Consider the following 23,891-nt stretch of genomic DNA (forward strand, 5'->3'; position numbering starts at 1 on the left):
ACCCTGCCGGCGCATCGCTACGGTAGAACAAATGAACAGGATCGTAGTACAACGAGAAAGAGAACGCCCGTGCTCGCCAAAGTGTTCAGCTGTGCTGTCGTTGGCCTCGAAGGCTGCCCGGTTGAGGTTGAGGTCGATATCAGCCAGGGTCTGCCCAGCTTCCAGATCGTTGGGCTGCCCGACGCCGCCGTTCAGGAGGCCAAAGAGCGGGTGCGCGCAGCTGTGAAGAACTCCGGGGCCACGTTCCCCATGAAGCGCCTCACCGTGAACCTTGCGCCGGCCGATATCCGCAAAGCTGGCCCCGCCTACGATCTGCCGATCGCGGTGGGCCTGCTGCTGGCCTCCGAGCAGGTGCAAGGCCGTGTCGAGCGCGCGCTGTTCGTCGGCGAGCTAGGGCTCGATGGCAAGCTGCGCCACACCGACGGCGTGCTGCCGATGGTCAGCATCGCGCGCGGCCACGGTATCGAGACGGTGTATGTGCCGTTTGAAGATGCGCCCGAGGCCGGCCTGGTCGAGGGCGCCCGCGTCATCCCGGTGCGCACCCTGGCCGATCTGGCCGCGCATCTTGTGGGCGAGCGGCCGCTGGCGCCTTACCTCGCCACCCACACCCTCGCCGACGAAGAGGCCACCTACCCGGTCGATTTCCAGGATGTGAAGGGCCAGGAGCATGCCAAGCGCGCGCTCGAGATCGCCGCGGCCGGCGGGCATAACCTGCTGATGAGCGGCTCGCCCGGCGCGGGCAAAACGCTCATGGCCCGCGCGGTGCCGTCGATCCTGCCTCCCATGAGCATTGAGGAATCGCTTGAGGTGACCAAGATCTACTCGGTCAGCGGCATGCTCCCGCCCGACCGGCCGCTGATCCGCCAGCGCCCGTTCTGCGCGCCGCACCACACGATCTCGCAGGCCGGGCTGGTGGGCGGAGGCTCGCGGATCAAGCCCGGCGAGATCACCCGCGCGCATCGCGGCGTGCTGTTCCTCGACGAGCTTCCCGAGTTCGGGATGCAGACGCTCGAGGTATTGCGCCAGCCGCTCGAAGATCGCGTGGTGACGATCAGCCGCGCCTCGGGCTCGCTTACCTTCCCCGCCAACTTCATCCTGATCGCCGCGATGAACCCCTGCCCATGCGGCTGGCATATGGATCCCGAGAAGCAGTGCACCTGCTCGCCTGCCGTGGTATCGCGCTACCAGAAGCGCATCTCAGGCCCGCTGCTCGATCGGATCGACATCCAGGTCGAGGTGGCGCGCGTGCAGTACGAGAAGCTTGCCTCCGATCGCCAGGGCGAGCCGTCGCGCGCCGTGCGCGAGCGGGTGGTGGCCGCGCGCGCCCGCCAGGCTGCGCGCTTTCGCGGCATGCGCCTGCTTACCAATGCCGACATGGGGCCGGCCGAGGTGCGCGCTTTCTGCCAGCTCGACGGCGCTGGCCAGCGCTTGATGCAGGCCGCCATGCGCCAGCTGCAGCTCTCGGCGCGCGGCTACCACCGCGTGCTCAAGCTCGCCCGCACGATCGCCGATCTGGCCGCAGCCCCCGAGATCGGCCCGGCGCACCTGGCCGAGGCGCTGCAGTACCGGCCGCGCCGGGCCGAGTGATACGCTGTTCGCTTGATCACCTTAGGACTTACGCAGTTTGCGCGTTCAGCCTTCGGCAGAGCGGTACTATGCTCCGTATGCGCGGTTTTTCGCGCCCCGCGGAAAACCGCACACAGAAGATGAACCAGTACCATCTGCCGCAGGCTCAATCTCCTGCCTTGAGGAAGACGAAATACGCAACTGCGTAACTCCTACATCGAGAGATTGGATGCACGGTGGCGAAGCCACGTCGTGCATCACAAAAAGAAATTTGGGGGCGGCTTCGCCGCCCCCAAAGTGCAAGTAATCAAGTGAATTAAGCTTGGCTGGAGCTTGCGGCCTCGGCTTCGCCATTTTCCAGGGCATACACGATCGCTTGCTCCAGCGGCATCCTCTGCCCTTCGGCCCATGCCGCCGCGAAGGCTGTTTCGCCGAGCTGGGCGCGCGCGACCTCCTGCGCTCGCTCGTAGGTCGCGCGGGCGGCCGGCGCTGGCCGGCAGCCGATCGTTTGCCGCAGCTGCTCGGCCGCGCCCCACAGCCGCGCCGCGCGCTCGGGCTGCCCATCCAGCGCGGCAACGCTGCCAAGTCCGGCCAGGCACCAGGCGATCGTGTCCCGGGCGTTCAGCCTTCGGCTTAGCGCCAACCCCTGCCGCAGCCAGCGCGCGGCCTCCTCCAGCTGCCCGAGGCCGAGGACACTCTCGCCGAGAGAGTGATAGGCCGAGCGAACTCCAGCGTGGTAGTCGCTAGGAAACACGGCCAAGCTGTCCCGGTGGAGCTGCGCCGCACGCGTATAGTCCCCGCGCAGCTGCGCTGCGTTCCCTAGGTGATTCAGCGTCCAGGCGTATATGTCGGGGGCGGCGTGCTCCGCCAGCGCGCGACTCTCCGCCAGCAGTAGCTCCACTTGTCCTGCATCCTCCTCCACAATCGCGATTCCGGCCATTGATACAAGCGTCCCGGCAATCGCACGCGCGTCGCCCAGCTCGCGAAAGATTGTCAGGCTTTCGGTCATCCACCGCCAAGCGGTCGTGCTATCACCCTGCTCCCGCGCGAGCCAGCCGAGGCGTTCGCACATATAGCCAGCCAGCTGTGTGTCGCCTTGCTCGCGCGCACGCAGGAGCAACTGTTCAAATTGGATGTGCGCGGCGGAGAAGTTGCCGGTACCTGCAAGTAAATTTGCCAATGTCCGTCGCATGTATCTGTGGATCTGCTCCAGCCCATCGATTGCCACGCTGGAGCTACCGGCGCGCGGCTGATTGAGGGCTTGCTCCAGTGCAGCGATTGCATCGCGGTAGAAGCCGCGATGCCGCCACAGCGGAATCAAGGCACCGCTGAGCTGGAGCGCGAGCGCTGCGTCGCTGGCGCTTCTGCGACTCCAGACCAGCGCCGCGTGCAGGTTATCGTACTCGCGATCCAGGCGATGCACCCACGAGCCAACAAACTCGATATGATCTGACACTCCCTGCTGGCTCAGCGCGAGGTAGTAGCGCGCATGCCGCAGGTGCATCTGCTGTGCTTCGCCGCTGGCGTCGAGCTGCTCCTGCGCGTACTCGCGGATTGTTTCCAGGGGGCTGAAACGCGTTTCGCCTTCTGGCATGGCGATCTGTCGCAGCAGGCTTTTGTCGACTAGCGCGGCGACCTCGGGCTGTACGCCCAGCGAGGCATCGCCGGCGAAGCTACAAACCGCATCGATCGCCTCCGGCGTGCAACCACCCACAAACACGCCCAGCCGCCGGAACAGCGCCTGCTCCGCGTCCGTCAGCAGATCGTAGCTCCACGCGATCGTGGCCCGCATGGTCTGCTGGCGCATTGGCAGATCGCGTGCCCCGCCGGTGAGCACTGGCAGCCGGCTGCTCAAGCGCTCCAGGAGCGCCTCGGGCGTAAATAGCTTGAGGCGTACCGCCGCGAGTTCTATCGCCAGCGGCAAGCCGTCGAGCCGCGCGCAGATCTCGGCCACCGCCGGGGCATGTGCATTTGTCAGCACGAAATCTGGCCGAGCGTCGAGCGCCCGCTCGACGAACAGCGCTACGGCGGCATACTGCGACAACTGTTCGAGTGGCGGCAGCTGCGCCGGGTTCGGCAGCGCCAGCGGTTGCACGCTCACCTCTTTCTCGCCGCGCAGGTGCAGCACCTCGCGACTGGTGACGAGCACCTTGAGCTGTGCAGCGGCCGCTAACAATTCGGCAACCAATGAGGCGGCGTCGAGAAGATGCTCGAAGTTATCAAGCAGCAGCAGCAGGCGCTTGTCGCGCAGATAGTCCTTCAGGGCTGCCAGCAGTGGCTGTCCACCGCTTTCGCGCACTCTCAGCGTGGCGGCGATTGCACTCGTAACCAGGCTGGGCTCGCGAATCGGCGCCAGGTCGACGAAATACACACCGTGCGCGAAGTCGTCGACCAGCTCCGCCGCAGCCTGGAGGCTCAGGCGCGTCTTGCCAACACCGCCCGGCCCCGTCAAGGTGACCAAGCGGACATTCGAGCGGCGCAGCAGTGTCGCAACCGCCACAACCTCCTGCTCGCGCCCGATCAGCGCAGTTGGCTGCGCCGGCAGGTTGGTATGGCGCGCGTCCAGCGTATTCAGCGCGGGAAAGCTCGCCGGGAGGTCGGGGACGGCGACTTGGAAGATCTGCTCGGGCAGGCTGAGGTCTTTGAGCCGATGCGTGCCCAGGTCCCGTAGCGTGGTCTCAGGCGGCAGGTGCTCGCGCACGAGCTGCTCGGTGGCCAGCGAGAGCAGCACCTGGCCGCCGTGGCCAGCCGCCAGCACACGTGCGGCGCGGTTGAGCACCGGCCCAACGTACTCTCCATTACGGCTTTCAACACTGCCCGTATGCAGCGCCATGCGCACGCGCGGTGGCTCGGGCAGCTCCCAGGCTTCCGTGCCGATGACCCGTTGGGCGGCCAAAGCTGCGGCAAGCGCAACGGGTGCCTCGGCGAAGGCGGCGAGAAGGCTATCGCCGACGGTCTTGAAGACTGCCCCGCCGTATGCTCTTACAACCGCTTTCAGCAGGGCATTGTGGCGGGCGAGCGCGGCTGGCATCGCTCGCGGGTGCTGCTCCCACAGCCGGGCACTGCCTTCGATGTCGGCGAATAGAAACGTGATGGTGCCCTGCGGCAAAGCAACGGCCGGCTGCTCGACGGGTTGGGAGGGCAGCGTAAGGCGGTCAGCCGCGCGCTCAGCGCGCGCGGCCTGGACAAACGCCACCCGTCCGGCAGCGTCGAGCCCGAGGCTGTCGGCCAGCCGCTCGGCGAGCTGTTTGGACGGCCGGCGCGCGTCGGCCTCGATCTTCTGGATCAGGTCGAGCGAGCAGCTGACCCGCTGGGCCAGCTCCGCCTGGGTCAGGTCGAGCGCTTTGCGTCGCCGGCGCAGCCAGTAGCCGAACGAGTGGGTGCGTTCCATCGCGTCCTCCTGTATCGGACAGAGTCGCCCAAGCCGGTGGGTGGTGCTGATACAAGGAGCTGCTGAAGATGATGCTGACGCAAGGAGCTGCTGAAATGGAGGCTGCAGGGTTTTGTCCGGATTATTGTACGGCAAATCCGCACCGCTGCCTAGCCCAAATGTGGTGTTATTGCGGCATGCGAAACCGACCACACAACCAATACACAAACCTTCAAGGAGAATATGATGAGCACACACCCCTTCTCGCGGACGGCGACCAGCATTTGCCAGACCCTCGCCCGCTATCGCTGGCCGTCACGTTGGTCGCGAACGTCTCACAGATCTCAGGCACAAACCAATCTCAGCAGAACATGCTGGGCTACGTGCGGATATATCAGGCCGCCGCCGAGGCGCTCCCACAAGATCCTGCCCAGCAGGGCGTGCTGGACTACCTGCGCGCACATACAGTAGCCGCGACACGTCTACAGGCTCCTGCCCAGCAGGGCGTACTGGACTACCTGCGCGCGCATCAGGCCGTCACCGAGCCCCGCCCACGCGTTCCTAGTCAGTAAGGTGTGATCGATTGCGGGCATATGCATACACAGTAGCACGCTGCTGCCATAGCAACGCCTGAGCGAGGTGATCGATGAGACGCGTCGTTGGCTTGATCGCCATCATCCTGGCCATAGGCGCCTGCGGCGCCCTCTCGTGGCTGGCACTCCGCCCACCGGTTGCCATCTTCCTGGCGCCCGGCGCGGCTGAGATCCAGGTGGCCAATCTGCGGCTCGGGGAGCAATACATCAGCTATCGTTGCCCTGGCCCGCCCTACGCCTGGTACTGGGACACGATCCGCATGATCGAAGCGCAGCAGTGGAAGCGACAAACCTCCTTGGGGCGGCCGGACTTGGCTGGGACGAGCTATAATCCAGTTATTCCACTGCGATTCGAACGCGTCTCCCTCGGCTTCTTGGTGGAGGAGGCCGTGGTGGAGCCTGATCGTACAGATCCAAGCCTGGCACGCATTCATGTCTACCGCCGTATCGTCATTCCCTGGCAGCAATTCCCTTGGCATCTTTAGCTGGCATGCGAAGCGCGGCGGCCTGCAATATGGGCCGATTCTACCCGCCGCCGAGCCGAAATCAAAAACACTCATCCAAACCGCCGCATCTCATCGCACGATCTGGTAGCCACCGTAATAATCAAAAGGAGCAAGGGCAATGGCTACCGAGCAGAACAAGGCGATCGTGCGCCGGCTGTACGAGGAAGTGATCAATCAGGAGCGCGCTTCGGTGATCGACGAGCTGTACGCCGCCGATGTCGTCGTGCACGACCCGTTCATGGGCGAGGCCCACGGCGTCGATGCGTTTAAGCAGCTGCTGGGCATGTTCGACGCAGCTTTCCCGCACCATCGCGTCACGATCGACGGCATGGTCGCCGAGGGCGATTTCGTGAGCGTGCTGCATACCCATACCGCCACGCACACCGGCGAATTCATGGGTCTGCCCGGCACCGGCCGCCAGGTCGTGGTCGGCGGGATCGAGCTGTTTCGGCTGCGCGACGGCAAGGTCGCCGAGTTCTGGCGCAAAGACGACGATGTGGCGCTGCTGGCGCAGCTTGGCATTCTACCCGCTCCACAGCCAGCTTAGCGGCTCGGAGAGCGGAAAATCACACACCGGCAGAATCAAGGCGCGCCCTGCCTTCGGCAGGGCGCGCCAGCAGCGCAGCCCATATCGCTTATTGGCCGCGTGATCTACATCCACCCACCCCATAGGCTCTGAAATATCGGGTGGTGGTACTTAATATGTTTGATCACCGGCGTCACATCGGGCTCGCTGGCGTCGAATCTCCCCAGCCGATCGGCCGTCACCGGCTGGTCGAGCAGCACTTGCAGCGAGGCCACCACGCAGTCGGCGAGCGCCACCGGGTCGTAGCCGCCCTCCAGGATCATCACCAGCCGCCCATCGCAGATCGCCTCGGCAAGCTGCTTGAGGCGGCGCACCAGCCCGGCGTACCCTTTGGTGGAAAGCGTGAACGGCCCCAGCGGGTCGGCCCAGTGCCCATCGAACCCGGCCGACACCAGAATCAGCTGTGGCGCGAAGTCGCGCAGCGCCGGGACAATCACCTCGTCGAATACCAGCCCCAGCGCCTGGTCGCCCGCGCCATGCGGCAGCGGTACGTTGAGCGTTGCCCCATAGCCGTCTTCGTAGCCGTTCTCGTCGATCTCGCCGCTGTCGGGGTACAGCGGCGCAGCATGGGTCGAGCAGAAGAGCACCGTGCCGTCGTCGTAGAAGCAGTCCTGGGTGCCGTTGCCGTGGTGCACGTCGAAATCGACAATCGCTACCCGCTCGAGCCCCAGGCTCATGATCGCGTGCCGCGCCGCGATCGCCACGTTGTTCAGCAGGCAGAAGCCCATAGGGCGTTGGTTCGTGGCGTGGTGCCCAGGCGGCCGCACGAGCGCAAATGCATTGCTGGCTTGCCCGCCCACTACCGTTTCAACCGCGCGGATCGACGCGCCGGCCGCCAGCACTGCCGCGTCGAGCGAGCCGGCCGTCGTGTAGGTATCTTCGTCGATCCAGCCGCCGCCGCGCGCGACCGCTGCGCGCACCGCCTCGAGCACGCGCGGCTGGTGTGCCGCCAGAATTTGCGGCACGCTTGCCGGAAGGTAGCTGATCTCCATCAGTGCGGAACGTACGCCGCTGGCGTCGATTGCGCGGTGGATCGCTTTGAGCCGTGCAGCCTGCTCGACATGATCGGGGTTGTCGTGCGCGCTGTGCGCCGGGGTGCTCACAAGTGCTGTCGCCATAGACATCTAACCTCCATGTTTCGCCACTACCCTACAGCAGCGCCCCAGATCAGGCGAGGCGTGCGAGATCTGGGGCGCTAAGGCGGGTTTGAGGCATCCGCCCGACAGGCCGGTGTGCTCACCGGCGATCGAATCAGCGTCATCACGACGCTGATATCGCGAATTATGGTGGCGCCTGGAGTGCAGCCGGGCACAGGTTCCTTGCGGCAACCGACCCCACTCTACATGTTGCCCACCTCGGTATCATCGTTCTCCGATGCGTGTTCGAGCTGTTGCACCAGCGCTTCGAATAGGTCGCTCTCGGTAATAATGCCGAGCACATGGTGCTCGTGGTTCACCACCGGTATGCCGCCGATCTTATGCTCGATCATCAGCGTGGCGGCTTCGCGCAGGCCGGTCTCTGGCGTGATCGTAACCGGCTCCTCGCTCATTACTTCATATACCTTCACGCGCCGCAGCGCCTCGCCGACCTCGAATGGATCGTAGCCTGCCGCGCGCAGCACGTCGGCGCCGCGAATATCGCCCTGCGTGATCATCCCCCGCAGCTCGCCGGTATCGACAACAACCGGCAAACGGCGAACATCGTGCTCGTGCATCAGCGCGAGCGCTTCGCTTAGTGGTGCCGCCAGATTGATCGTGATCGCCGGCGCGCGCATCCAGAACCGGATCTCTTCCTCGGCCGGAATCGCACGCCGCGTCGTTGTGTTCGTGCGCATCGTCTTCATCGTCGGCCTCCTGATGCTTCTTCCCGGCCAGTGATTCGTAGTTCCAGCATAGCAGCATCCACGGCAGGGGCGGTTGAGGAACGATAACTAGTTGTGTCGCTTTCGCTATCCTCAGCTGCTGTATGCCGTCGCGCGCAGTTGCGAAAGTATCCACAGTGGTTATCAAATATTTACGTCGCGATCGTGGCGCTTTGTTACCATAAACCCAGTTAACGACGATTCAAGGAGGCCATGATGGCAACCGAGCTAACAGCCAGCGTGACACTTCAGGGCGGCATGCATTTTGTCGGCAACGTCGCCTCGGGCTACCAGATCGATATGGACGCCAGCCGGATGGCTGGGCCGCTGCCCATGGAGACGTTGCTGCTCAGCCTGGCCGGCTGTACTGCCATGGACGTGGTGGCCATTCTGCGCAAGCAGCGCCAGTTGGTCGAAAATCTCGACGTGCATGTGCGAGGCTTCCGGCGCGATGAGCACCCTGCTGTGTTTACGTCGATCCAGCTTGAGTATGTCGTTCACGGCCTGGATGTCGAGCCGGCTGCGGTCGAACACGCCATCGCGCTTTCGCGCGAGCGCTACTGCCCGATCTGGGCTATGCTGGGCGCCAGCGTGCCGATTACGTCGGTGTTTCGCGTGGTGAGCGGCGAGCTGGCATTTGTGCCGATGGATTAATCCCGATTGCGGTAGTACGCGCTGGGCGGCTTCGTGCGGGCGGCCAGGCGCTGCTGCATGGTCGCTGGGTCGATGACGACCCCAGACGGAAATGGAAAAAGCATGAAAACGATCCTCGTTCCGCTCGATGGCTCGGCGCTGGCCGAGCAGATTCTGCAGTATGTGCAGGTCGTCGCCCCGTTGCTCGACGCAAGCGTGCGGTTGGTGCAGGTGGTGAGCGAGCCGGCGCCCGAGTCGGTTCTCGTCGAAAGCATGACCGGCCTCTATGGCGTGAGCGAGCCAGTAGCCCATCAGCGCGAGCGCAGCCGGGTCGCCCTCGACGAGACATTGGCGGGCGCCGAGGCGTACCTTGCGGCGCGGGCTGCGCGGCTCGAAGACGCCGGGCTGGAAGTGACCTTCGATGTTCAGATTGGCTCGGCGCCCGAGATCATCGTCGATATTGCGCATTCTTCTCAGATCAAGCTGATCGCGATGGCCACCCACGGCTACAGCGGCCTGCGCCGCTGGGTGCTCGGCAGCGTGGCCGACCGGGTGGTGCAGGCGGCGACCGTGCCGGTGCTGCTTATCCGTGCAACGCAGTACTCACAGCGGGGTTTTGGGCTTAGCCGCGTGCTGCTGCCGCTCGATGGCTCCGAGCTAGCGCTGCAGGCGCTGCCGCTCGCGCGCGAGCTGGCGCTGAAATCTGGCGCCGAGCTGATGTTTGTCGAGGCAGTTTCGCCCGACGTCGAGAGCTACCCGAGCCTGGTGGCGCAGCCGGTGTCGCCGTATGGCACCACTGTCGGCGCGCTCCACGATCAGGCCAAGCGAAATCTGGCGATGCTCGCCGATCAGGTGCGCGCTGGGGGCGTTGCGGTTGCGAGCATCGTTGAAAATGGGCCAGCCGCCGAGGTGATCGTCGACGAAGCTACTCGGCAGAATATTAGCCTGATTGTGATGGCTACACACGGCCGTGGTGGCCTGCGGCGCTGGGCAATGGGTAGTGTGGCCGATAAAGTGCTGCACGCTGCGCATATCCCGCTGCTGCTGGTGCGCGTCAGCTAGATTGTTCGGTGGGTGGTGGTGTTCGGGGGCAGCTTAGCTGCCCCCGAATGCGTTGGGGCGCCCTGCGTGCTCGTATACTGCCAGCGTGGCTGCGGCAGTGGCCCGCCACGAGAAATGCGCCGCTCGGGCAGGCCCGGCCGCGCGTAGGCGTTCGCGCAGCGTGGCGTTGCTCAGTACCTGCATCATTCCTTCCGCCAGCGCGTCGGCCGCTGGCTCGACCAGCAGCGCTGCGTCGCCTACCACCTCCGGCAGGCTCGACGTATTGCTGCAAACCACCGGCGCGCCGCAGGCCAGCGCCTCGAGCGGCGGCAGCCCGAAGCCCTCGTAGCGCGATGGGAAGGCGAATACTTCGGCACCGCAGTACAGCCCCGGTAGGTCGGCCTCGGCGATGCCTGGTAGAAAGCAGATCTGTTCGCCTAGCTGTGCGGCGGCTTGCTGTGCCTCGGGGTAGCGCGCATCCCAGTGGCCCGCGATCACCAGCCGTAGCGGCGCTGCCCACGCCGCCTTGAGCTTTTCGAATGCGGCTACCAGGATGGGCAAGTTTTTGTGTGGTTTGTTCGAGCTGACACATAAAATATATGGTTCGTTTAGCCCATAGCGCGCGCGCGTGCGCGCCACAGCTTCGCGCTCCTGCGGCGCGAAGCGCGGGTCGGCTGCGAGCGGCGTTACGCTCATGCGCGCGCGGGCTATGCCATACGCTGCCGCTAGGTCGTCGCGCGCGCTGGCCGAGATCACCAGAATATGCTGTGAGCTGCGCGCCGCTAGCTGTGTCAGCAGGTCGAATAGCAGCCGCGCGCGCAGTGTGACCTCGTGCGGAAATAGGCGCGGGATGGCATCGTAGAGCGTTGTGACGCTCGGGCAGGGCAGGTTCAAGAAGGGCCGTACGTAGTACGGCGCGTGGAACAGCCCGGCCTGTAGCTCGCGCAGCAGCCGTGGCAGCTCGCGCTGCTCGGCAAGTGTAAATGGCCGCGCCGACGTGCGAACCAGCCGGATGGCGTGCTGCTCGAGCGCCGCGATATCGTGGCGCGTGCTGGCTAGCTCGGGGTTGTACAGCGCTACCAGCTCGTGCGATGTGCCCAGCTGCCCGAGTGCGCCAAGCAGATTGTAGACATATCGCCCGATGCCCGGAAAGTGATCATTGACATAACGGGCGTCGATAACAATACGCACGCTGGCTCCTTTTAAGCGTCGTGGTACCAGCCCCACACATAGCCGAGCGCACCGGCGTACGAAGTGAGCGCTTTCAGCGGCTTGAAGCCGGGCCGCCACGATGGCGCGGCGAACGAAAACGGCAGAAATACGTTCGGCAGCAGGATCGCTGTGCGGAAGAGAACGAACGCAGCAGCGTGCAGTGGCGTTTTCAGGTTGCGCCCGCGCGCGCGGCTTGGGTCGCGGCGCACCTCCTGCGCATGGCCCATGCCATACAAAAAGTGCTTGCGCAGCAACGCGCGTAGCGTGGCCGGCGCGGGGTGGTAGGCCCAAGTGTTCGGCACCAGCACGAAGCGGTAATGCCCGGCTGTGCCCGAAGGCTGCAGCACGCCGCGCGCTTCGGCAAGCATGCGCCGCACGCGCACAAAGAACTCGGTATCGACGCCGCGTATCAGATGGTCATTGAATCCACCGGCCTGCTCGAATACCTCGCGGCGCATGGCACAGCACGTGGTTGTTATCTCACAGTAGAATGATGGTGGGTCAGGGTTGCTTTCGAGTGGCTGAGCTACCACCGGGTGCTCGATGCGCGGCACCTCGCGGGCTACCCAGCGCTGAAACGCCGGCGCGTCGGGCGGCAGCAGCTTCGAGGCTCCTGTCACGCCGATCGTTGGATCGGCCAGTAGCGGCGCCACCAAGTTGGCAATCACGTGCTCGTCGCCCAATACCGCGTCGTCGTCTACGAATACCAGAAGCGGTGCGCTGGTGCGCGCTACGCCCTGGTTGCGCGCGCGCCCATTTGGGCTCACGCCGCGCACTACCTCGATCTCGTCTGCTACCCAGGTCTGGCGGCGCGCGCTGGCCAGCAGCACTTCGGCATTGCCGCCAAGCGAAGGGATGATCAGCGCGACCCGTGCTATCGCCGGTGCGTTTTGCGCACTACCTCGAACCGCTGCTATACTAGCCGGAGTACCGGTATGTGCCGACATATCATCATTCATCAGAAAGCCACAAGCATTATTTATGAACATTCTTCCATCATACACTGCGCGCTTGCTGCCGCGCATGCTGCGCTACCATGTCACCTCGCCGTATATTGTCTTCTGGCGCACGATCGAAGTCGCGGTCATGGTCGATCTGGCAGCGCGCCAGGGGCTCGATCTTCAGGCCCACGTCGATCTCGACGTGGGCTGTGGCAATGGCGTGCTTGGGCACGCGCTTATCCGCGACATTGGCATCGGTTTTGATCTTGGCGCCGAAGGCGTAGCCTGGGCACGGCGCCACAAGCCGGCTTATCGGGCGCTGCTGCGTGCCTCGGCCACCGACATGCCGCTTCGTAGCGCGTCGCAGCAGTTCGTTTTTTCAAACAGCGTGATCGAGCATATACCCAACGATATGGCGGCGTTCGACGAGCTGGCCCGTGTCGTTGCGCCGGGTGGCTTTCTGCTGCTCTCGACAGTCAGCGAACAGTTTCCAATGCTTATGCTCGGCCACCAGCCCAACCCGGCCGAGCGCGCCGCCATCGATCAAAGCTACGCGCATCATCATTACTATAGCGCCGAAACCCTGCGCAGGATTCTATCCGACCGTGGGCTTGAGCTGTGCGAGTACGCCTATTATATCGACGCGGCTCAGGCGCGCTGGTGCTATCAGCTGCGCCAGTGGGAGCAGCGCCACCGGCGCGGCGGGCTATGGCGGCGGGCGAACCAGCTGCGGCGTGCGCCAATCGGCCTGGCGCTGGTTGCGTGGATGCGCCGTCGCTATGCCCCGTATCAGGCTGGCGTCGGCCTTGCGATCATCGCAAGGCGGCCGGCTTAAGCTCAATCTGGCGCTCGTACAGCGCGGCTAGCTGCTCGCCGATCCGGTTGGCGCTGTAATCGCGCTCGGCGATCGCGCGGCCGGCCACGCCAAGCTGTGAGCGCAGCTGCTGGTCGTTCAGTAGGCGATGAATGGCCGCCGCGAAAGTATCAGCCTGCTCGGCAAATAACGCGCTCTGATCGTGGCGAAGATCGATCCCCTCGGCCGCCAAGGCGGTGCTCACCACCGGCATACCGCAGGCCAGCGCTTCGAGCAGCTTGATCCGCACGCCGCTGCCCCAGAAGATCGGGGCTGCTACCAGCGCTGCGCGCGCATACAGCGCCCTTAGATCGTCGACTGCGCCGGGCACACGAATATCGGGCGCGGCCAGCGCCCGGATTGCTGGCGTAGGGTCGCGCCCGGCCAGCGTCAGCCGGGCGTTTGGCTGAGCCTGGCGCACCAGCGGCCATACCTCGCGGGCAAGCCACAGCGCACCTTCTACATTCGGCGGGTGCAGGTAATTGCCAACAAAGAGCACTTCATTGCTAGCGTCTGCTGAAAAGCACACTGGCCATTCGTCAAGATCAATCGCCGAGTGAACATATTCGGTGGGCAAGTGCGGTAACCAGCGCTGGAGTGCCGCTTTGTCCGCGTCGCTCAGGGTGATCACCAGGTGGCAGTGTGGCAGGGCGCGCAGCTCGTAGAGCCACAGGCTAAGTGCGCCGAGCCAGCGCCGGGCGCGCAGCCGCCGCTCGCGCTCGAGGCGAGCGCGCCGTATTTGAGCGAGAAACCCAACATTATGCGCGACGCACACCACCAGTGCGCCGGCTGCGCACGCCAGCCGGGCGTACTGCGCCATACTTGTGAACTCGAGCTGTACGATCTCGGGCCGATCGCCAGCCCATCCGCCATTCATATACGTGTGAAGCTCGGCTGAGTACTCTTGGCGCACTGCTGGCGGGTCGAAAAAGCGGCCTCGCGCAGGCCCACGCCGCAGCGCGTGGGTGGAGGCGCATAGTTCGGCGAGTGGCCCCCATCTCACTTGCGCCGGGTCGTTCGCTAGCGCGGCAAAGTGTAGTCGATAAAAGCGCGCGAGCTGCCGGGTGGTGCGCATAATATGGGCGGTTCCGCCCGAGAGGGGTGGAAAAGGCGCGACTGGCGAAAGAATATGGAGCGAGCGCATGATCGATCTCACTGCAAGTCGATGTCTGTTCCAGTATAAATGCGCGCGCACCTCGTAGCAACTAAACAGTCATAGGCACAGAGAAAGTATGCCTTGCGACAAAAAGAGAGCACCCCACCTCTATACGAGATGGGGTGCTTTGCCTGGTAGCGGCGGCAGGATTCGAACCTGCGACCTTCGGGTTATGAGCCCGACGAGCTGCCACTGCTCCACGCCGCGATAAAAGGGTGCACGGACCTACTCTCCCAGCGGGTATCGCCAGTACCTTCGGCGCTGCCGCGTTTCACGACCCGGTTCGGGATGGGACGGGGCGGGACCACGGCGCTTCACACTTACCTGCTGGCTCAGGGGCCAGTGCCGAGGCAAGGTCTGTCTGTGCGTCCTACTCGTCCACCCGACGTCTTCCCCCAGGGAAGCCCTCGTCCATGCGCCCCCGTCGCCTCCACGTGTTGCCACGCCTCCAGCTCGGGTCGCGTTCCCAGTCATCTCCTGGGGGACTTACCGGCCTAAAGCCGCGAGTGTACTCATCTTGCGGTGCATTTCCCACTTAGATGCTTTCAGCGGTTCTTGCTGCCGGACATAGCTACGGAGCCTGCAGGTCGTCCCACAACTCCTCCACCAGCAGTCCGTCCAATCAGTCCTCTCGTACCGAATCAGCTCCGCGCAGTACACTAGGCGCCCGTAGCGGATGAACCGAACTGTCTCGACGTTCTGAACCCGGCTCGCGTGCCGCTTTAATGGGCGAACAGCCCAACCCTTGGGACCGACTCCAGCCCCAGGATGCGACGAGCCGACATCGAGGTGCCAAACCCTGCCGTCGATGTGAACTCTTGGGCAGGATCAGCCTGTTATCCCCAGGGTAGCTTTTATCCGATAAGCTACGGCCCTTCCACACGGCGCCGTAGGATCACTAAGGCCGACTTTCGTCTCTGCGCGGCCGGTTTGCCTTGCAGTCAAGCTCCCTTGTGCCTTTGCACTCGCCCGCGGGTTGCCATCCCGCGTGAGGGAACCATTGCGCGCCTCCGTTACCTTTTGGGAGGCGTCCGCCCCAGACAAACTACCCACCAGCCACGGTCCGTGGGACACCCACGTGAGGACGCAATCCACGACAGAGTGGTATTTCACTGCTGCCTCCCCCGCCCCCGCAAGGGCGGGTTCACCGGCTCCCACCTATGCTACGCAGCCGTGGATCGCATCCAATGGCAAGCTGTAGTAAAGCTCCATGGGGTCTTTTTGTCCTGCTACGGGTTCACGGCGTCCTAACCGTGATCGCAGTTTCACCGAGCCCCGGGTTGAGACACTGCCCAGATCGTGATGCCTTTCGTGCGGGTCGGAACTTACCCGACAAGGAATTTCGCTACCTTAGGACTGTTATAGTTACAGCCGCCGTTCACTGGGGCTTCGGTTCGGCGCGTGAACGCCTCCCCTTAACCTTCCAGCACTGGGCAGGCATCAGCCCCTATACATCGTCTTACGACTTTAGCAGGGACCTGTGGTTCTGTTATCCAGTCGCCTGGGCCTGGTTTGTGCCGCTCCCAGCCGCTCGCCGCGCAAGGCGGGTCACCGCCAGGAGCCCCCCTTCTACCGAAGGTACGGGGGTAAATTGCCGAGTTCCTTAACCCGGGATCACTCGTCCACCTTAGCTTGCTCAGCCAGCCTACCTGTGTCGGTTTGCGGTACGGGTATGGTCGTTCTCCCGAGCCGGCCTTTCTCGACTGCGTAGGTGCCCTGCCCTTGCGGTGGGTGTTGCCACCCCCACTCGCACTCGCCTCTCGGTCACCGACGCTGGGACTAACCAGCGCCTCCCTACCAGCTTGGACGGCGCACGTCTCGCCGCGGCAGATCCCCATCAGCATCCGGCATTGGTCAAACGAACGAACCATAGTACGGGAATGTCTACCCGTTGTCCATCGGTGGTCGCCTGTTGAGGCGCCCCTTAGGCCCGACTAACCCGCCGCGGATCACCCTTGCGGCGGAACCCTCAGGCTTTCGGTGGGGGCGGTTCGCACGCCCCTTCTCTGTTACTCGTTCCGGCATTCGCACTCGACAGGCCTCCACGGCTGGCTTCCGCTGCCGCTTCGCCGGCCTGCCGACGCTCCCCTACCACGCAGGGATTATCCGCCTCCTGAGCTTCGGTACCATCTTTTGCCCCGTTGGATTATCGGCGCGCCGTCCGCCGACCAGTGAGCTGTTACGCACTCTTTCAAGGGTGGCTGCTTCTAAGCCAACCTCCTGGTTGTTTATGCAACGACACATCCTTTGCCACTCGCTTATGGATTTCGGGACCTTAGCTGCAGTCTGGGTTGTTTCCTTTTGACAATGAACGTTTGCGCCCACTGTCTCACTCGGGGGTAAGCTGCCTGCATTCGGAGTTTGCCGTCGCTTGGTAGGCGGTGAAGCCCCCGCACAACAGCAGTGCTCTACCTCAGGCAGCCCCGACACCCGGGCTGCACCTCGTCACCATTTCGGGGAGAACCAGCTATCTCCGCTTTCGATTTGGCATTTCACCCCTATCCACAGTTCATCCGACAGTTTGTAACCTACACCGGTGCGGCCCTCCACGTCCTGTTACGGACGCTTCAGCCTGACCATGGATAGCTCAAGCGGTTTTCCGGGTCTACCCCCCGCGACGCGCGCCCTATTCAATTTCGCTTTCGCTGTGGCTCCGCCTATGACTGGCGCCAACGGCCGCAGAGTACTCGCCGGATCATACTCCAAAAGGCACGCCGTCAGGCAGCACACAAAGATCTCGCCTTCGACTGCACGTAAGCAGACAGTTTCAGGATCTCTTTCACTCCCCTCGCCGGTGTACTTTCACCGTTCCCTCACGTTATGTGCGCTATCGGTCACTGCGTCATGTAGCCTTGGGAGGTGGGCCCCCCAGCTTCACGCGGATTACTCGTGTCCGGCGCTACTCAGAACCAAGCCTGGAGCTACAAACCAGTCTCCTACCCGGCTGTCACGGTCTCTGGCGACGCTTTCCAGACGTCTTCGAATGGGTCGTAGCTACTCCAGCGATGCGCGGCAGCGCACCTGCTCAGTCTTTGGCTCCGCCTCACCAGCGCCTGCCGGCTTGACACGGAAACGGTAGGCTGCCCCCGGTTCGCTCGCCGCTACTACGGGGATACTCTCTGTTCCTCGGGGTACGTGAGATGTTTCAGTTCCCCGGGCCCTCCGCCAATGGCGGTGACTACCCGCAGGTAGCCGGGTTGCCCATTCTGGAAATCGGAGGATCAATGCCCGCTCGCGGCTCCCCCCGCTTATCGCAGCAATGCCGCGTCCTTCATCGGCACGCAGCGCCGGGGCATCACCCTCTGCCTTATAATGTCTTCCCTGAAGGAAGACCTCTGGTGGACGATCTCGAACGCGCTCTGGCAGAACGCCAGAGCTGACATAACCTTGCCTCTGCACTTGGTAAGGTACAACGTGGCGGAAGCGAGCTTCCACCACGCAGGGAATATCACCCTGAATCGTGATGATGGCCACAACGCCCGCGCGCCAGCTGATGGGATGCGCACCCAAAGTGCGGCTTCCCCTGGTGATCCAGCCGCACCTTCCGGTACAGCTACCTTGTTACGACGTCCCAGTCGCTGCCCACCCTCGGCCCGCTGCCTCCCGAAGGTTGGCCCACGGACTTCAAGCATTGACAACTCCCATAAGCGTGACGGGCGGTGTGTACAAGGCCCGGGTACGTATTCCGCGCGCCATGGCTGATACGCGGTTACTGGCAACTCCGCCTTCATGGGGCAGTTGCAGCCCCCGTCTGCACTGTAGACCCGGTGGTTGGCGATTTGCTGCCCCTCGCGGTCGCGGCGCACTGTCACCGGCATTGTAGCGTGTGTGTCGCCCCAGGCGTAAGAGCCATGCGGACTTGACGTCATCCCCGCCTTCCTCCCGAAAAGGGCAGTCCGGCCAGACACAAGTAACTGACCGTAGGGGTTGCGCTCATGCGGGACTTAACCCAACATCTCGACACGAGCTGACTGACGACATGCAGCATCTGTGGCACACCCTCGAGGCGTTGCTTTCGCGGGCTTACGGTGCCATGTCAAACCTGGGTGGGTTTGCTGGCGTTACGTCGGATCGCTCCCACGCTCCGCTGCTTGTGCGGGCCGCCCCGTCGATCTGCTGGGTTTGCGACCAGCACCAGCGGTTTCTCCAGTGGAACCACCACCGCGATGCTTCCAGGCCAGCGCTTGAGATCAGCCCGCCAGATGCTGGATATGCGGGTGCGCAGCGTGATTACCGGGTAATCGTCGGGTTCGCTCCCCACGCTTTCTTCCTGGCGATCAGTTGGCCAGTTGTGCTTTTGCCGGTATTCATGCCGTCCTGCGCGTTGCCGCTGCACCGGCGTTGCGGGCCTCTGCCGGTGGGCGAGGTGGCGCCGTATGCGGTGGCGTCTGGCGGTTGGCCAGCGGGTTTCACACCCACGGTGCTGACCTTGCTGCCGAGCAGCGGCGCGCTGATCGTCCGGACGGCGACCTGTCGTGCCGCTGAAACTGCTGGCGCGGGATGGCCGGCCTGATTCGCAGGTGCCGGTCGATGTCATCCCCCGCAAAGAGGAGTTTACAACCCGAAGGCCGTCGTCCTCCACGCGGCGTTGCTCGTTCAGGCTTGCGCCCGATGACCCGAAAATTCCTTGCTGCTGCCTCCGCGTAGGTCTGGGCCGTGTCTCAGTCCCAGTCTGGCTGTCTGTCCTCACAGACCAGCTACCCGTCATCGGCTTGGTGGGCCGTTACCCCGCCAACGACCTGATGGGCCGCAGGCCCCTCCGACCGCGCGTTGCCGCTTTCCTCTTGCGAGCGTATGCGGGATTAGCGTGCCTTTCGGCGCGTTATCCCCCACGGTCGGGCAGGTTCCCACGTGTTCCTCAGCCGTGCGCCACTCAGAAGCCGAAGCCTCTGCGTGCGACTTGCATGCATTAGGCACGCCGCCAGCGTTCGTCCTGAGCCAGGATCAAACTCTTCATAGAATGGCTGGAGGGGTCGGAGCGAGCTCCGACGGACCACCAGCCGACGCTGGACGCGATGTGGTCATCATCACGATTCAGTTGTGAAGGTGCAGCCGGGCGGGCGAGACGGAAGGCGAACAAAAAACCAGGGGGCATCGACGCGGAGGCGTGCGAGCCACCTGGCGACGTCTCCGCTGCGGAGGCAGCGGCGCGGTTCGCGAGGGAGGGAGAAGCCCAGAACCCGGATTGTTGGGTCTACCGCGGTGAAGCGGTGAGACGACGGCGACCAACGAGGCGCAGTATAGCACAGGTGCGGCGGGCTGTCAAGAGCAGCGGCGCAGCGACGAGTGCGAGCAGCGCGTGGTTGTCAACGGAAGCGAGCCGTGCGGCGGTGGCCACCCGCACTCGCAACGTGGCGGAGTATACCACCCTCCCCCGTACTTGTCAAGCACGCTGTAAAAGAACTTTAACAGTGGCTTTTTTGGCATTAGGGTGCCTTTTTGCGCCTTTTCCCAGCATGAGATATAGAGCGAATTTGGGCGGCTGCCAGCCAGCAAAATACTTTTCTTTGAGACAGGACTTGCAGTCGCCTGCGATATGGGCTTGTTCTGCCTGCGGCAGCATCTGGTGTGGTATTGTACTTTTGAAACCTGTTTGAAAGGGAAGTGCGAGGGGCTATGCCTCTCGCACTTCCTTTCTGGCGGGTGGCAGCCACGAATGTGGCCGCCACCCGCCAGAAAAAGTTGATATTTAGAGGGACAGCGAAGTCCCTCCAAACCACCCTTTTCAGACAGCTTCTGAGCGCCATCCACGAAAAAGTACCGCCCTGCCGAAGACAAAAACGCGCACCGCGTAACTTGTGTTTGTGAGCACTACCGGCCACAAGGGCATTCGCGGAAGTGATGAAGCCTTGCGTCCCCTGCGTATGGCCTGTTACGGTATAATAGCGCCGGCACGTACACAATTTTGAAGCCGCGGCTGCCCCATGCCGTGCCTGCGCGGGCGGCCAATTATGCTCGAACATCGATATGGCTCCACTGTTTAGCCCGGTACGCCTTGGCAACCTGCGTCTCTTGAACCGTGTGGCGCTCGAGGCGCTTCCAAGCGGGCTCGCGCTGCCAGATGGCGCCCTCTCGAGCCAGGCCGGGGTGTATTACACGCAGCGCGCGAGGGGCGGCGCCGGCCTGATTGTGTTCGAGGCGACGTATGTGCTGCCGCCGCGCGATGGCCTGAGCGCGCACCTGGGGCTGTACAGCGATGCGCAGCTATTCGCCTTAGCCGGGTGTATTCGCAATTTGCACGCGCATGGTGCTGGGGCGCTGGTGATGCTCGACCAGCCGCTGTGGCTAGCGCATTCGGGCGAGGCGGAGCTGCTGGCGATCGGGGCGGCGTTTGTGGGCGCAGCACAGCGCGCGCGCATGGCAGGGGCCGATGGGGTCATGTTTTCGGCCGCCGACGGTGGGCCGTTCGAGCAGCTGCTTTCGCCGCTGCAAAACCAGCGCAGCGATCGGTATGGCGGCGATGTGGTTGGCAGGCTGCGGCTGCTTGTCGATGTCGCTGAAACACTGGCGCGGCGCTATGGCACCGGCTTTGTGATCGGCGCGCGCCTTAATGTCGAAGAGTTTGCGCCAGGTGGCCTTGATCTGCGCGAGGCGCGGGTGATCGCAACATTGCTGGCCGCAGCTGGAGTGAACCTGATCGAGATCAACGCCAAGGCGCCCCCTAGCGCACTGGTGGCACAGTTCCCCGGCTGGCAGGTTCCACTGGCCGCCGGCATCAAATCAATCGTCGATGTGCCGGTGCTGGTTGGTGGCCTGCTCGACGACCCGGCGCTGGCGAATAGCGTGATCGAGGAGCGCAGCGCCGACTTGATCGCCCTAGGCGAGCGTTTGAAGCGCGACCCCGGCTGGCCGCGCATGGCGCAGGCGCAGCTTTGAGTAGCGCGCATTGCTGATAAGTTCGAGTGGTTGACGAAAGGTTGGCCAATGACCGCTGTACAGGAACATGTGTTACCAAATGGCATGCTGGTGCTGACGCGCGAGGCACACTCGGCGCCGGTGGCGACGTGCTGCGTATGGTACCGGGTGGGGGCGCGCAACGAAACCCCCGGCACCACCGGGATTTCGCACTGGGTCGAGCATATGCTGTTCAAGGGCACGCCGAATATCCCGAAAGGCGAGATGGACCGGCTGATTGCGCGCAACGGTGGCTCGTTCAACGGCTTTACCTCGCAGGATTACACCGCGTACTTCGAGACGCTGCCGGCCGACCGGATCGAGCTAGGGCTGCAGATCGAGTCGGATCGCATGATTAACTCGCTATTCGACCCGGCCGAGGTCGATAGCGAGCGTACGGTGATTATATCGGAGCGCGAGGGCCACGAGAACGACCCGGAGTGGTGGCTCTCGGAGGCGCTGATGGCGGCGGCGTTTCAGGCGCACCCGTACCGGCAAGAAGTGATTGGTTGGAAGAGCGACCTGCGTGCCATAACGCGCGACGAGCTTTTTAATCACTATCAGACGTACTACATGCCGAATAATGCCGTGCTGGTGCTGGTGGGCGATTTCGATACCAGCGCGCTGATGCACAAAGTTGAGCATTATTTCGGCGGTCTGCCGACCGGCCCGCGCATTCCGGCGGTTCGGGGCGAGGAACCCGAGCAGCAGGGTGAACGGCGCGTGGTTGTGCGGCGGCCCGGCCCGGCCGAGTATGTGCAGATCGCCTACCACACGCCAAGCTGCAAGCACCCCGACTTCGCGCCGCTGGTGATCCTCGACGCGGTGCTTTCGGGCGCGAAGGGCATGGGTTTTGGCGGCGGCGCGGCAACGCACCGCAGTGCGCGGATCTACCGCGCGCTGATCGAGACGCAGCTGGCGGCGTATGCCGGCAGCGGCTTCCGGGCCATGCACGACCCATACCTGTTTGAGCTTGACGCGACGGTGCAGGAGGGCCATAGCGCGGCGGAGATCGAGGCTGCGCTGATTGGCGAGATCGAGAAGATCCAGCAGGACGGCGTCGAGCTGGCCGAGGTGACCAAGGCGATCAAGCAATCGCGCGCGCAGATGGCGTATGCGAGCGAGAGCGTGACGCAGCAGGCGTTGCGGTTGGGCATGTGGGAAGTGCTCGATCGCTACACCCGGCTCGATACGCTGCTCGACGAGCTGGCGGCGGTGCAGGCCGCCGATGTGCAGCGCGTGGCCCAAGCCTACCTGATCGAGCGCTACCGTACGGTTGGGCACTTCCTACCGACCGGTGAGGAGTAAGGATACGGTATGACAGCGAGCAATGGTCGCGCCGCGACGATCGAGACCGCTATTCGGCACGTGCTGCCGAACGGGCTGGTGCTGCTGCTGCAGCATAACTCGAGTGTGCCGATTGTGACGGTGCGCGGCGAGGTGCGAGTTGGCGCGGTGAACGAGCGCGCGGAGCAGAATGGGCTGGCAGTGTTCACTGGCGCGGCGCTGATACGTGGAACGCACACGCGTACATTTCAGCAGATTGTAGCCGAGACCGAGGCGCTAGGCGCGAGCGTGAACGCGGGCGGCGGGATGCATAGCAGCAGCTTTGCCGGCCGCGCGCTGGCAGAAGATCTGGAATTGATCCTGGAGATTCTGGCCGACATGATTCAGCGGCCGACCTTCCCGGCGCAGGAGGTCGAGCGGCTGCGTAGCCAGTTTCTGATGAACCTGCGCGAGAGCGAGCAAGAAACGCGTGTGCAAGCCTCGCGGGCCGCGCGCGCACTGCTGTTCGCGCCCGAGCACCCGTATAGCCGGCTAAGCAGCGGTACGATCGCGACGGTGCAGGCGATCACATCCGACGATCTGGCGGCGTTTCACCGGCTGTACCACCCGGCCGCGACGACGATTGCGATTGTGGGCGACATCGATCCGCCGCGCGTGATCGCGGCGATCGAGCGCTTCTTCGGCGTGTGGGAGCCGGGCGCCGGCCCGCCGACGCAGGAGCTGCCGCCGGCGCGGCAGATCAGCGGCGTGCAGCGGCGCGACATTGTGCTGAACGGCAAGGTGCAGAGCGATCTGATCTACTGCGTTCATGGCCTGAGCCGCACCAGCCCAGATTTCTACGCCGCGAATGTCGCGAACATGATCCTTGGGCGGCTCGGGTTGGGCGGGCGGCTAGGCGATAATGTGCGCGAGCGGCAGGGGCTGGCCTATTCGTGCGGTAGCAGCATTGACGCCGACCTGGGGGCGGGGCCATGGGCCGCGCTGGCTGGTATCAACCCGGCAAATGTCGAGCGCGCAGCCGCGGCGATTGTGCACGAGGTGGGCGAATTCTGCGCCAACGGCCCGACCGCCGAGGAGCTGAACGATGCGCGCGACTACCTGACCGGCAGCCTGGCGCTGGGGCTTGAGACCAACGACGGCATTGCCGGCACGCTGCTGGGGATCGAGCGCTACGGCCTGGGCCTGGACTATATCTCGCGCTACCCGGCGATCATCCGCGGCATCAGCGCCGAGCAGATCGTCGAGACGGCGCGCAAGTACCTTTCGACCGAGGATTATGTGCTCGTCACGGCTGGGCCGCCGAGCCAGTAACAGTGAGACTTGCGCAGCTCGCTGTTGAGTGCCTGAATGCGGTGAGACTGCAGTCTGCGGCAGTTATGAGGTTTTTCCGCG

16 protein-coding genes, 1 tRNA gene and 3 rRNA genes are annotated in these 23,891 nt (G+C 63.9%); 10 read left to right on the top strand and 10 right to left on the bottom strand.

Annotated features, from left to right (window positions below; genetic code table 11):
* Window positions 1–69: 69 nt before the first annotated feature.
* Window positions 70–1,587, top strand: coding sequence for a YifB family Mg chelatase-like AAA ATPase (locus U0177_RS11465; protein ID WP_409570763.1), 1,518 nt, complete (start codon window positions 70–72; stop codon window positions 1,585–1,587).
* A gap of 295 nt (window positions 1,588–1,882) precedes the next feature.
* Here the strand turns inward: U0177_RS11465 and U0177_RS11470 are convergent, their stop codons facing one another.
* Window positions 1,883–4,957, bottom strand: coding sequence for a tetratricopeptide repeat protein (locus U0177_RS11470; protein WP_409570764.1), 3,075 nt, complete (start codon window positions 4,955–4,957; stop codon window positions 1,883–1,885).
* A gap of 68 nt (window positions 4,958–5,025) precedes the next feature.
* Here U0177_RS11470 and U0177_RS11475 point away from each other — a divergent pair, with 68 nt between their 5' ends.
* From U0177_RS11475 to U0177_RS11485, 3 genes are all read left to right on the top strand, one after another.
* Entirely contained in the window at window positions 5,026–5,508 is a 483-nt protein-coding gene (locus tag U0177_RS11475) for a hypothetical protein (protein WP_409570765.1), read from the top strand.
* Between the two features lie 92 nt (window positions 5,509–5,600).
* Window positions 5,601–6,014, top strand: coding sequence for a hypothetical protein (locus U0177_RS11480; protein ID WP_409570766.1), 414 nt, complete (start codon window positions 5,601–5,603; stop codon window positions 6,012–6,014).
* Between the two features lie 139 nt (window positions 6,015–6,153).
* Entirely contained in the window at window positions 6,154–6,582 is a 429-nt protein-coding gene (locus tag U0177_RS11485) for an ester cyclase (protein WP_409570767.1), read from the top strand.
* A 104-nt stretch (window positions 6,583–6,686) separates the two neighbouring features.
* On the opposite strand, the gene U0177_RS11490 is transcribed toward U0177_RS11485, so the two are convergent.
* Both U0177_RS11490 and U0177_RS11495 read right to left on the bottom strand, forming a co-directional pair.
* Window positions 6,687–7,739 carry a histone deacetylase gene (locus U0177_RS11490; protein WP_409570768.1) on the bottom strand — a complete coding sequence of 351 codons (1,053 nt, stop codon included), beginning with the start codon at window positions 7,737–7,739 and terminating at the stop codon, window positions 6,687–6,689.
* Between the two features lie 221 nt (window positions 7,740–7,960).
* Window positions 7,961–8,464 carry a CBS domain-containing protein gene (locus tag U0177_RS11495; protein WP_409570769.1) on the bottom strand — a complete coding sequence of 168 codons (504 nt, stop codon included), beginning with the start codon at window positions 8,462–8,464 and terminating at the stop codon, window positions 7,961–7,963.
* Window positions 8,465–8,698: 234 nt separating this feature from the next.
* Between U0177_RS11495 and U0177_RS11500 the strand changes: the two genes are divergently transcribed.
* Both U0177_RS11500 and U0177_RS11505 read left to right on the top strand, forming a co-directional pair.
* Complete coding sequence (locus tag U0177_RS11500) at window positions 8,699–9,136, top strand: OsmC family protein (protein WP_409570770.1); 438 nt, start codon at window positions 8,699–8,701, stop codon at window positions 9,134–9,136.
* A 102-nt stretch (window positions 9,137–9,238) separates the two neighbouring features.
* Entirely contained in the window at window positions 9,239–10,177 is a 939-nt protein-coding gene (locus U0177_RS11505) for a universal stress protein (RefSeq protein WP_409570771.1), read from the top strand.
* Between the two features lie 33 nt (window positions 10,178–10,210).
* Here U0177_RS11505 and U0177_RS11510 read toward each other — a convergent pair whose 3' ends face one another.
* A complete protein-coding gene (locus tag U0177_RS11510; protein ID WP_409570772.1) occupies window positions 10,211–11,347 on the bottom strand; it encodes a glycosyltransferase family 4 protein in 1,137 nt (378 codons plus the stop codon).
* Between the two features lie 11 nt (window positions 11,348–11,358).
* Window positions 11,359–12,315: a glycosyltransferase gene (locus U0177_RS11515; protein ID WP_409570773.1), complete on the bottom strand. Its 957-nt coding sequence runs from the start codon at window positions 12,313–12,315 to the stop codon at window positions 11,359–11,361.
* A gap of 34 nt (window positions 12,316–12,349) precedes the next feature.
* On the opposite strand from U0177_RS11515, the gene U0177_RS11520 reads away from it, so the two are divergent.
* Window positions 12,350–13,144, top strand: coding sequence for a class I SAM-dependent methyltransferase (locus tag U0177_RS11520; RefSeq protein ID WP_409570774.1), 795 nt, complete (start codon window positions 12,350–12,352; stop codon window positions 13,142–13,144).
* On the opposite strand, the gene U0177_RS11525 is transcribed toward U0177_RS11520, so the two are convergent.
* The 5 genes from U0177_RS11525 to U0177_RS11545 all read right to left on the bottom strand — a co-directional run bounded on the left by U0177_RS11525 (window position 13,122) and on the right by U0177_RS11545 (window position 19,278).
* The gene (locus U0177_RS11525; protein WP_409570775.1) at window positions 13,122–14,306 is read right to left on the bottom strand and encodes a glycosyltransferase family 4 protein; all 1,185 of its coding nucleotides are present in this window, start codon (window positions 14,304–14,306) and stop codon (window positions 13,122–13,124) included. The two genes, U0177_RS11520 and U0177_RS11525, sit on opposite strands and share 23 nt — an antisense overlap.
* A 144-nt stretch (window positions 14,307–14,450) precedes the next feature.
* Window positions 14,451–14,525: transfer RNA gene (locus tag U0177_RS11530), tRNA-Met, on the bottom strand.
* A gap of 5 nt (window positions 14,526–14,530) precedes the next feature.
* Window positions 14,531–14,642: ribosomal RNA gene (gene rrf, locus U0177_RS11535) — 5S ribosomal RNA — on the bottom strand.
* Between the two features lie 71 nt (window positions 14,643–14,713).
* Window positions 14,714–17,641 (bottom strand): 23S ribosomal RNA (locus U0177_RS11540).
* Between the two features lie 196 nt (window positions 17,642–17,837).
* Window positions 17,838–19,278, bottom strand: a 16S ribosomal RNA gene (locus U0177_RS11545).
* Together the 16S, 23S and 5S rRNA genes with 1 tRNA gene alongside form the textbook arrangement of a ribosomal RNA operon.
* Before the next feature lie 1,007 nt (window positions 19,279–20,285).
* On the opposite strand from U0177_RS11545, the gene U0177_RS11550 reads away from it, so the two are divergent.
* From U0177_RS11550 to U0177_RS11560, 3 genes are read left to right on the top strand one after another with little or no spacing between them, the layout of a single operon-like run.
* The gene (locus U0177_RS11550) at window positions 20,286–21,194 is read left to right on the top strand and encodes a hypothetical protein (protein WP_409570776.1); all 909 of its coding nucleotides are present in this window, start codon (window positions 20,286–20,288) and stop codon (window positions 21,192–21,194) included.
* Window positions 21,195–21,242: 48 nt separating this feature from the next.
* The gene (locus U0177_RS11555) at window positions 21,243–22,520 is read left to right on the top strand and encodes a M16 family metallopeptidase (RefSeq protein ID WP_409570777.1); all 1,278 of its coding nucleotides are present in this window, start codon (window positions 21,243–21,245) and stop codon (window positions 22,518–22,520) included.
* Window positions 22,521–22,529: 9 nt separating this feature from the next.
* Entirely contained in the window at window positions 22,530–23,810 is a 1,281-nt protein-coding gene (locus U0177_RS11560) for a M16 family metallopeptidase (protein ID WP_409570778.1), read from the top strand.
* The last annotated feature ends 81 nt before the right edge of the window (window positions 23,811–23,891 follow it).

It is taken from the genome of Kouleothrix sp. (assembly GCF_046328425.1).
Lineage (GTDB): Bacteria > Chloroflexota > Chloroflexia > Chloroflexales > Roseiflexaceae > Kouleothrix.

What these genes read in the sequence shown, in the direction of transcription:
- U0177_RS11555 (WP_409570777.1), top strand. Translation starts at nt 21,243, where the DNA reads ATGACCGCTGTACAGGAACATGTGTTACCAAATGGCATGCTGGTGCTG.
- U0177_RS11470 (WP_409570764.1), bottom strand. Translation starts at nt 4,957, where the DNA reads ATGGAACGCACCCACTCGTTCGGCTACTGGCTGCGCCGGCGACGCAAA.
- U0177_RS11490 (WP_409570768.1), bottom strand. Translation starts at nt 7,739, where the DNA reads ATGGCGACAGCACTTGTGAGCACCCCGGCGCACAGCGCGCACGACAAC.
- U0177_RS11525 (WP_409570775.1), bottom strand. Translation starts at nt 14,306, where the DNA reads ATGCGCTCGCTCCATATTCTTTCGCCAGTCGCGCCTTTTCCACCCCTC.
- U0177_RS11485 (WP_409570767.1), top strand. Translation starts at nt 6,154, where the DNA reads ATGGCTACCGAGCAGAACAAGGCGATCGTGCGCCGGCTGTACGAGGAA.
- U0177_RS11520 (WP_409570774.1), top strand. Translation starts at nt 12,350, where the DNA reads ATGAACATTCTTCCATCATACACTGCGCGCTTGCTGCCGCGCATGCTG.
- U0177_RS11500 (WP_409570770.1), top strand. Translation starts at nt 8,699, where the DNA reads ATGGCAACCGAGCTAACAGCCAGCGTGACACTTCAGGGCGGCATGCAT.
- U0177_RS11505 (WP_409570771.1), top strand. Translation starts at nt 9,239, where the DNA reads ATGAAAACGATCCTCGTTCCGCTCGATGGCTCGGCGCTGGCCGAGCAG.
- U0177_RS11550 (WP_409570776.1), top strand. Translation starts at nt 20,286, where the DNA reads ATGGCTCCACTGTTTAGCCCGGTACGCCTTGGCAACCTGCGTCTCTTG.
- U0177_RS11475 (WP_409570765.1), top strand. Translation starts at nt 5,026, where the DNA reads ATGATGCTGACGCAAGGAGCTGCTGAAATGGAGGCTGCAGGGTTTTGT.
- U0177_RS11495 (WP_409570769.1), bottom strand. Translation starts at nt 8,464, where the DNA reads ATGAAGACGATGCGCACGAACACAACGACGCGGCGTGCGATTCCGGCC.
- U0177_RS11515 (WP_409570773.1), bottom strand. Translation starts at nt 12,315, where the DNA reads ATGTCGGCACATACCGGTACTCCGGCTAGTATAGCAGCGGTTCGAGGT.
- U0177_RS11560 (WP_409570778.1), top strand. Translation starts at nt 22,530, where the DNA reads ATGACAGCGAGCAATGGTCGCGCCGCGACGATCGAGACCGCTATTCGG.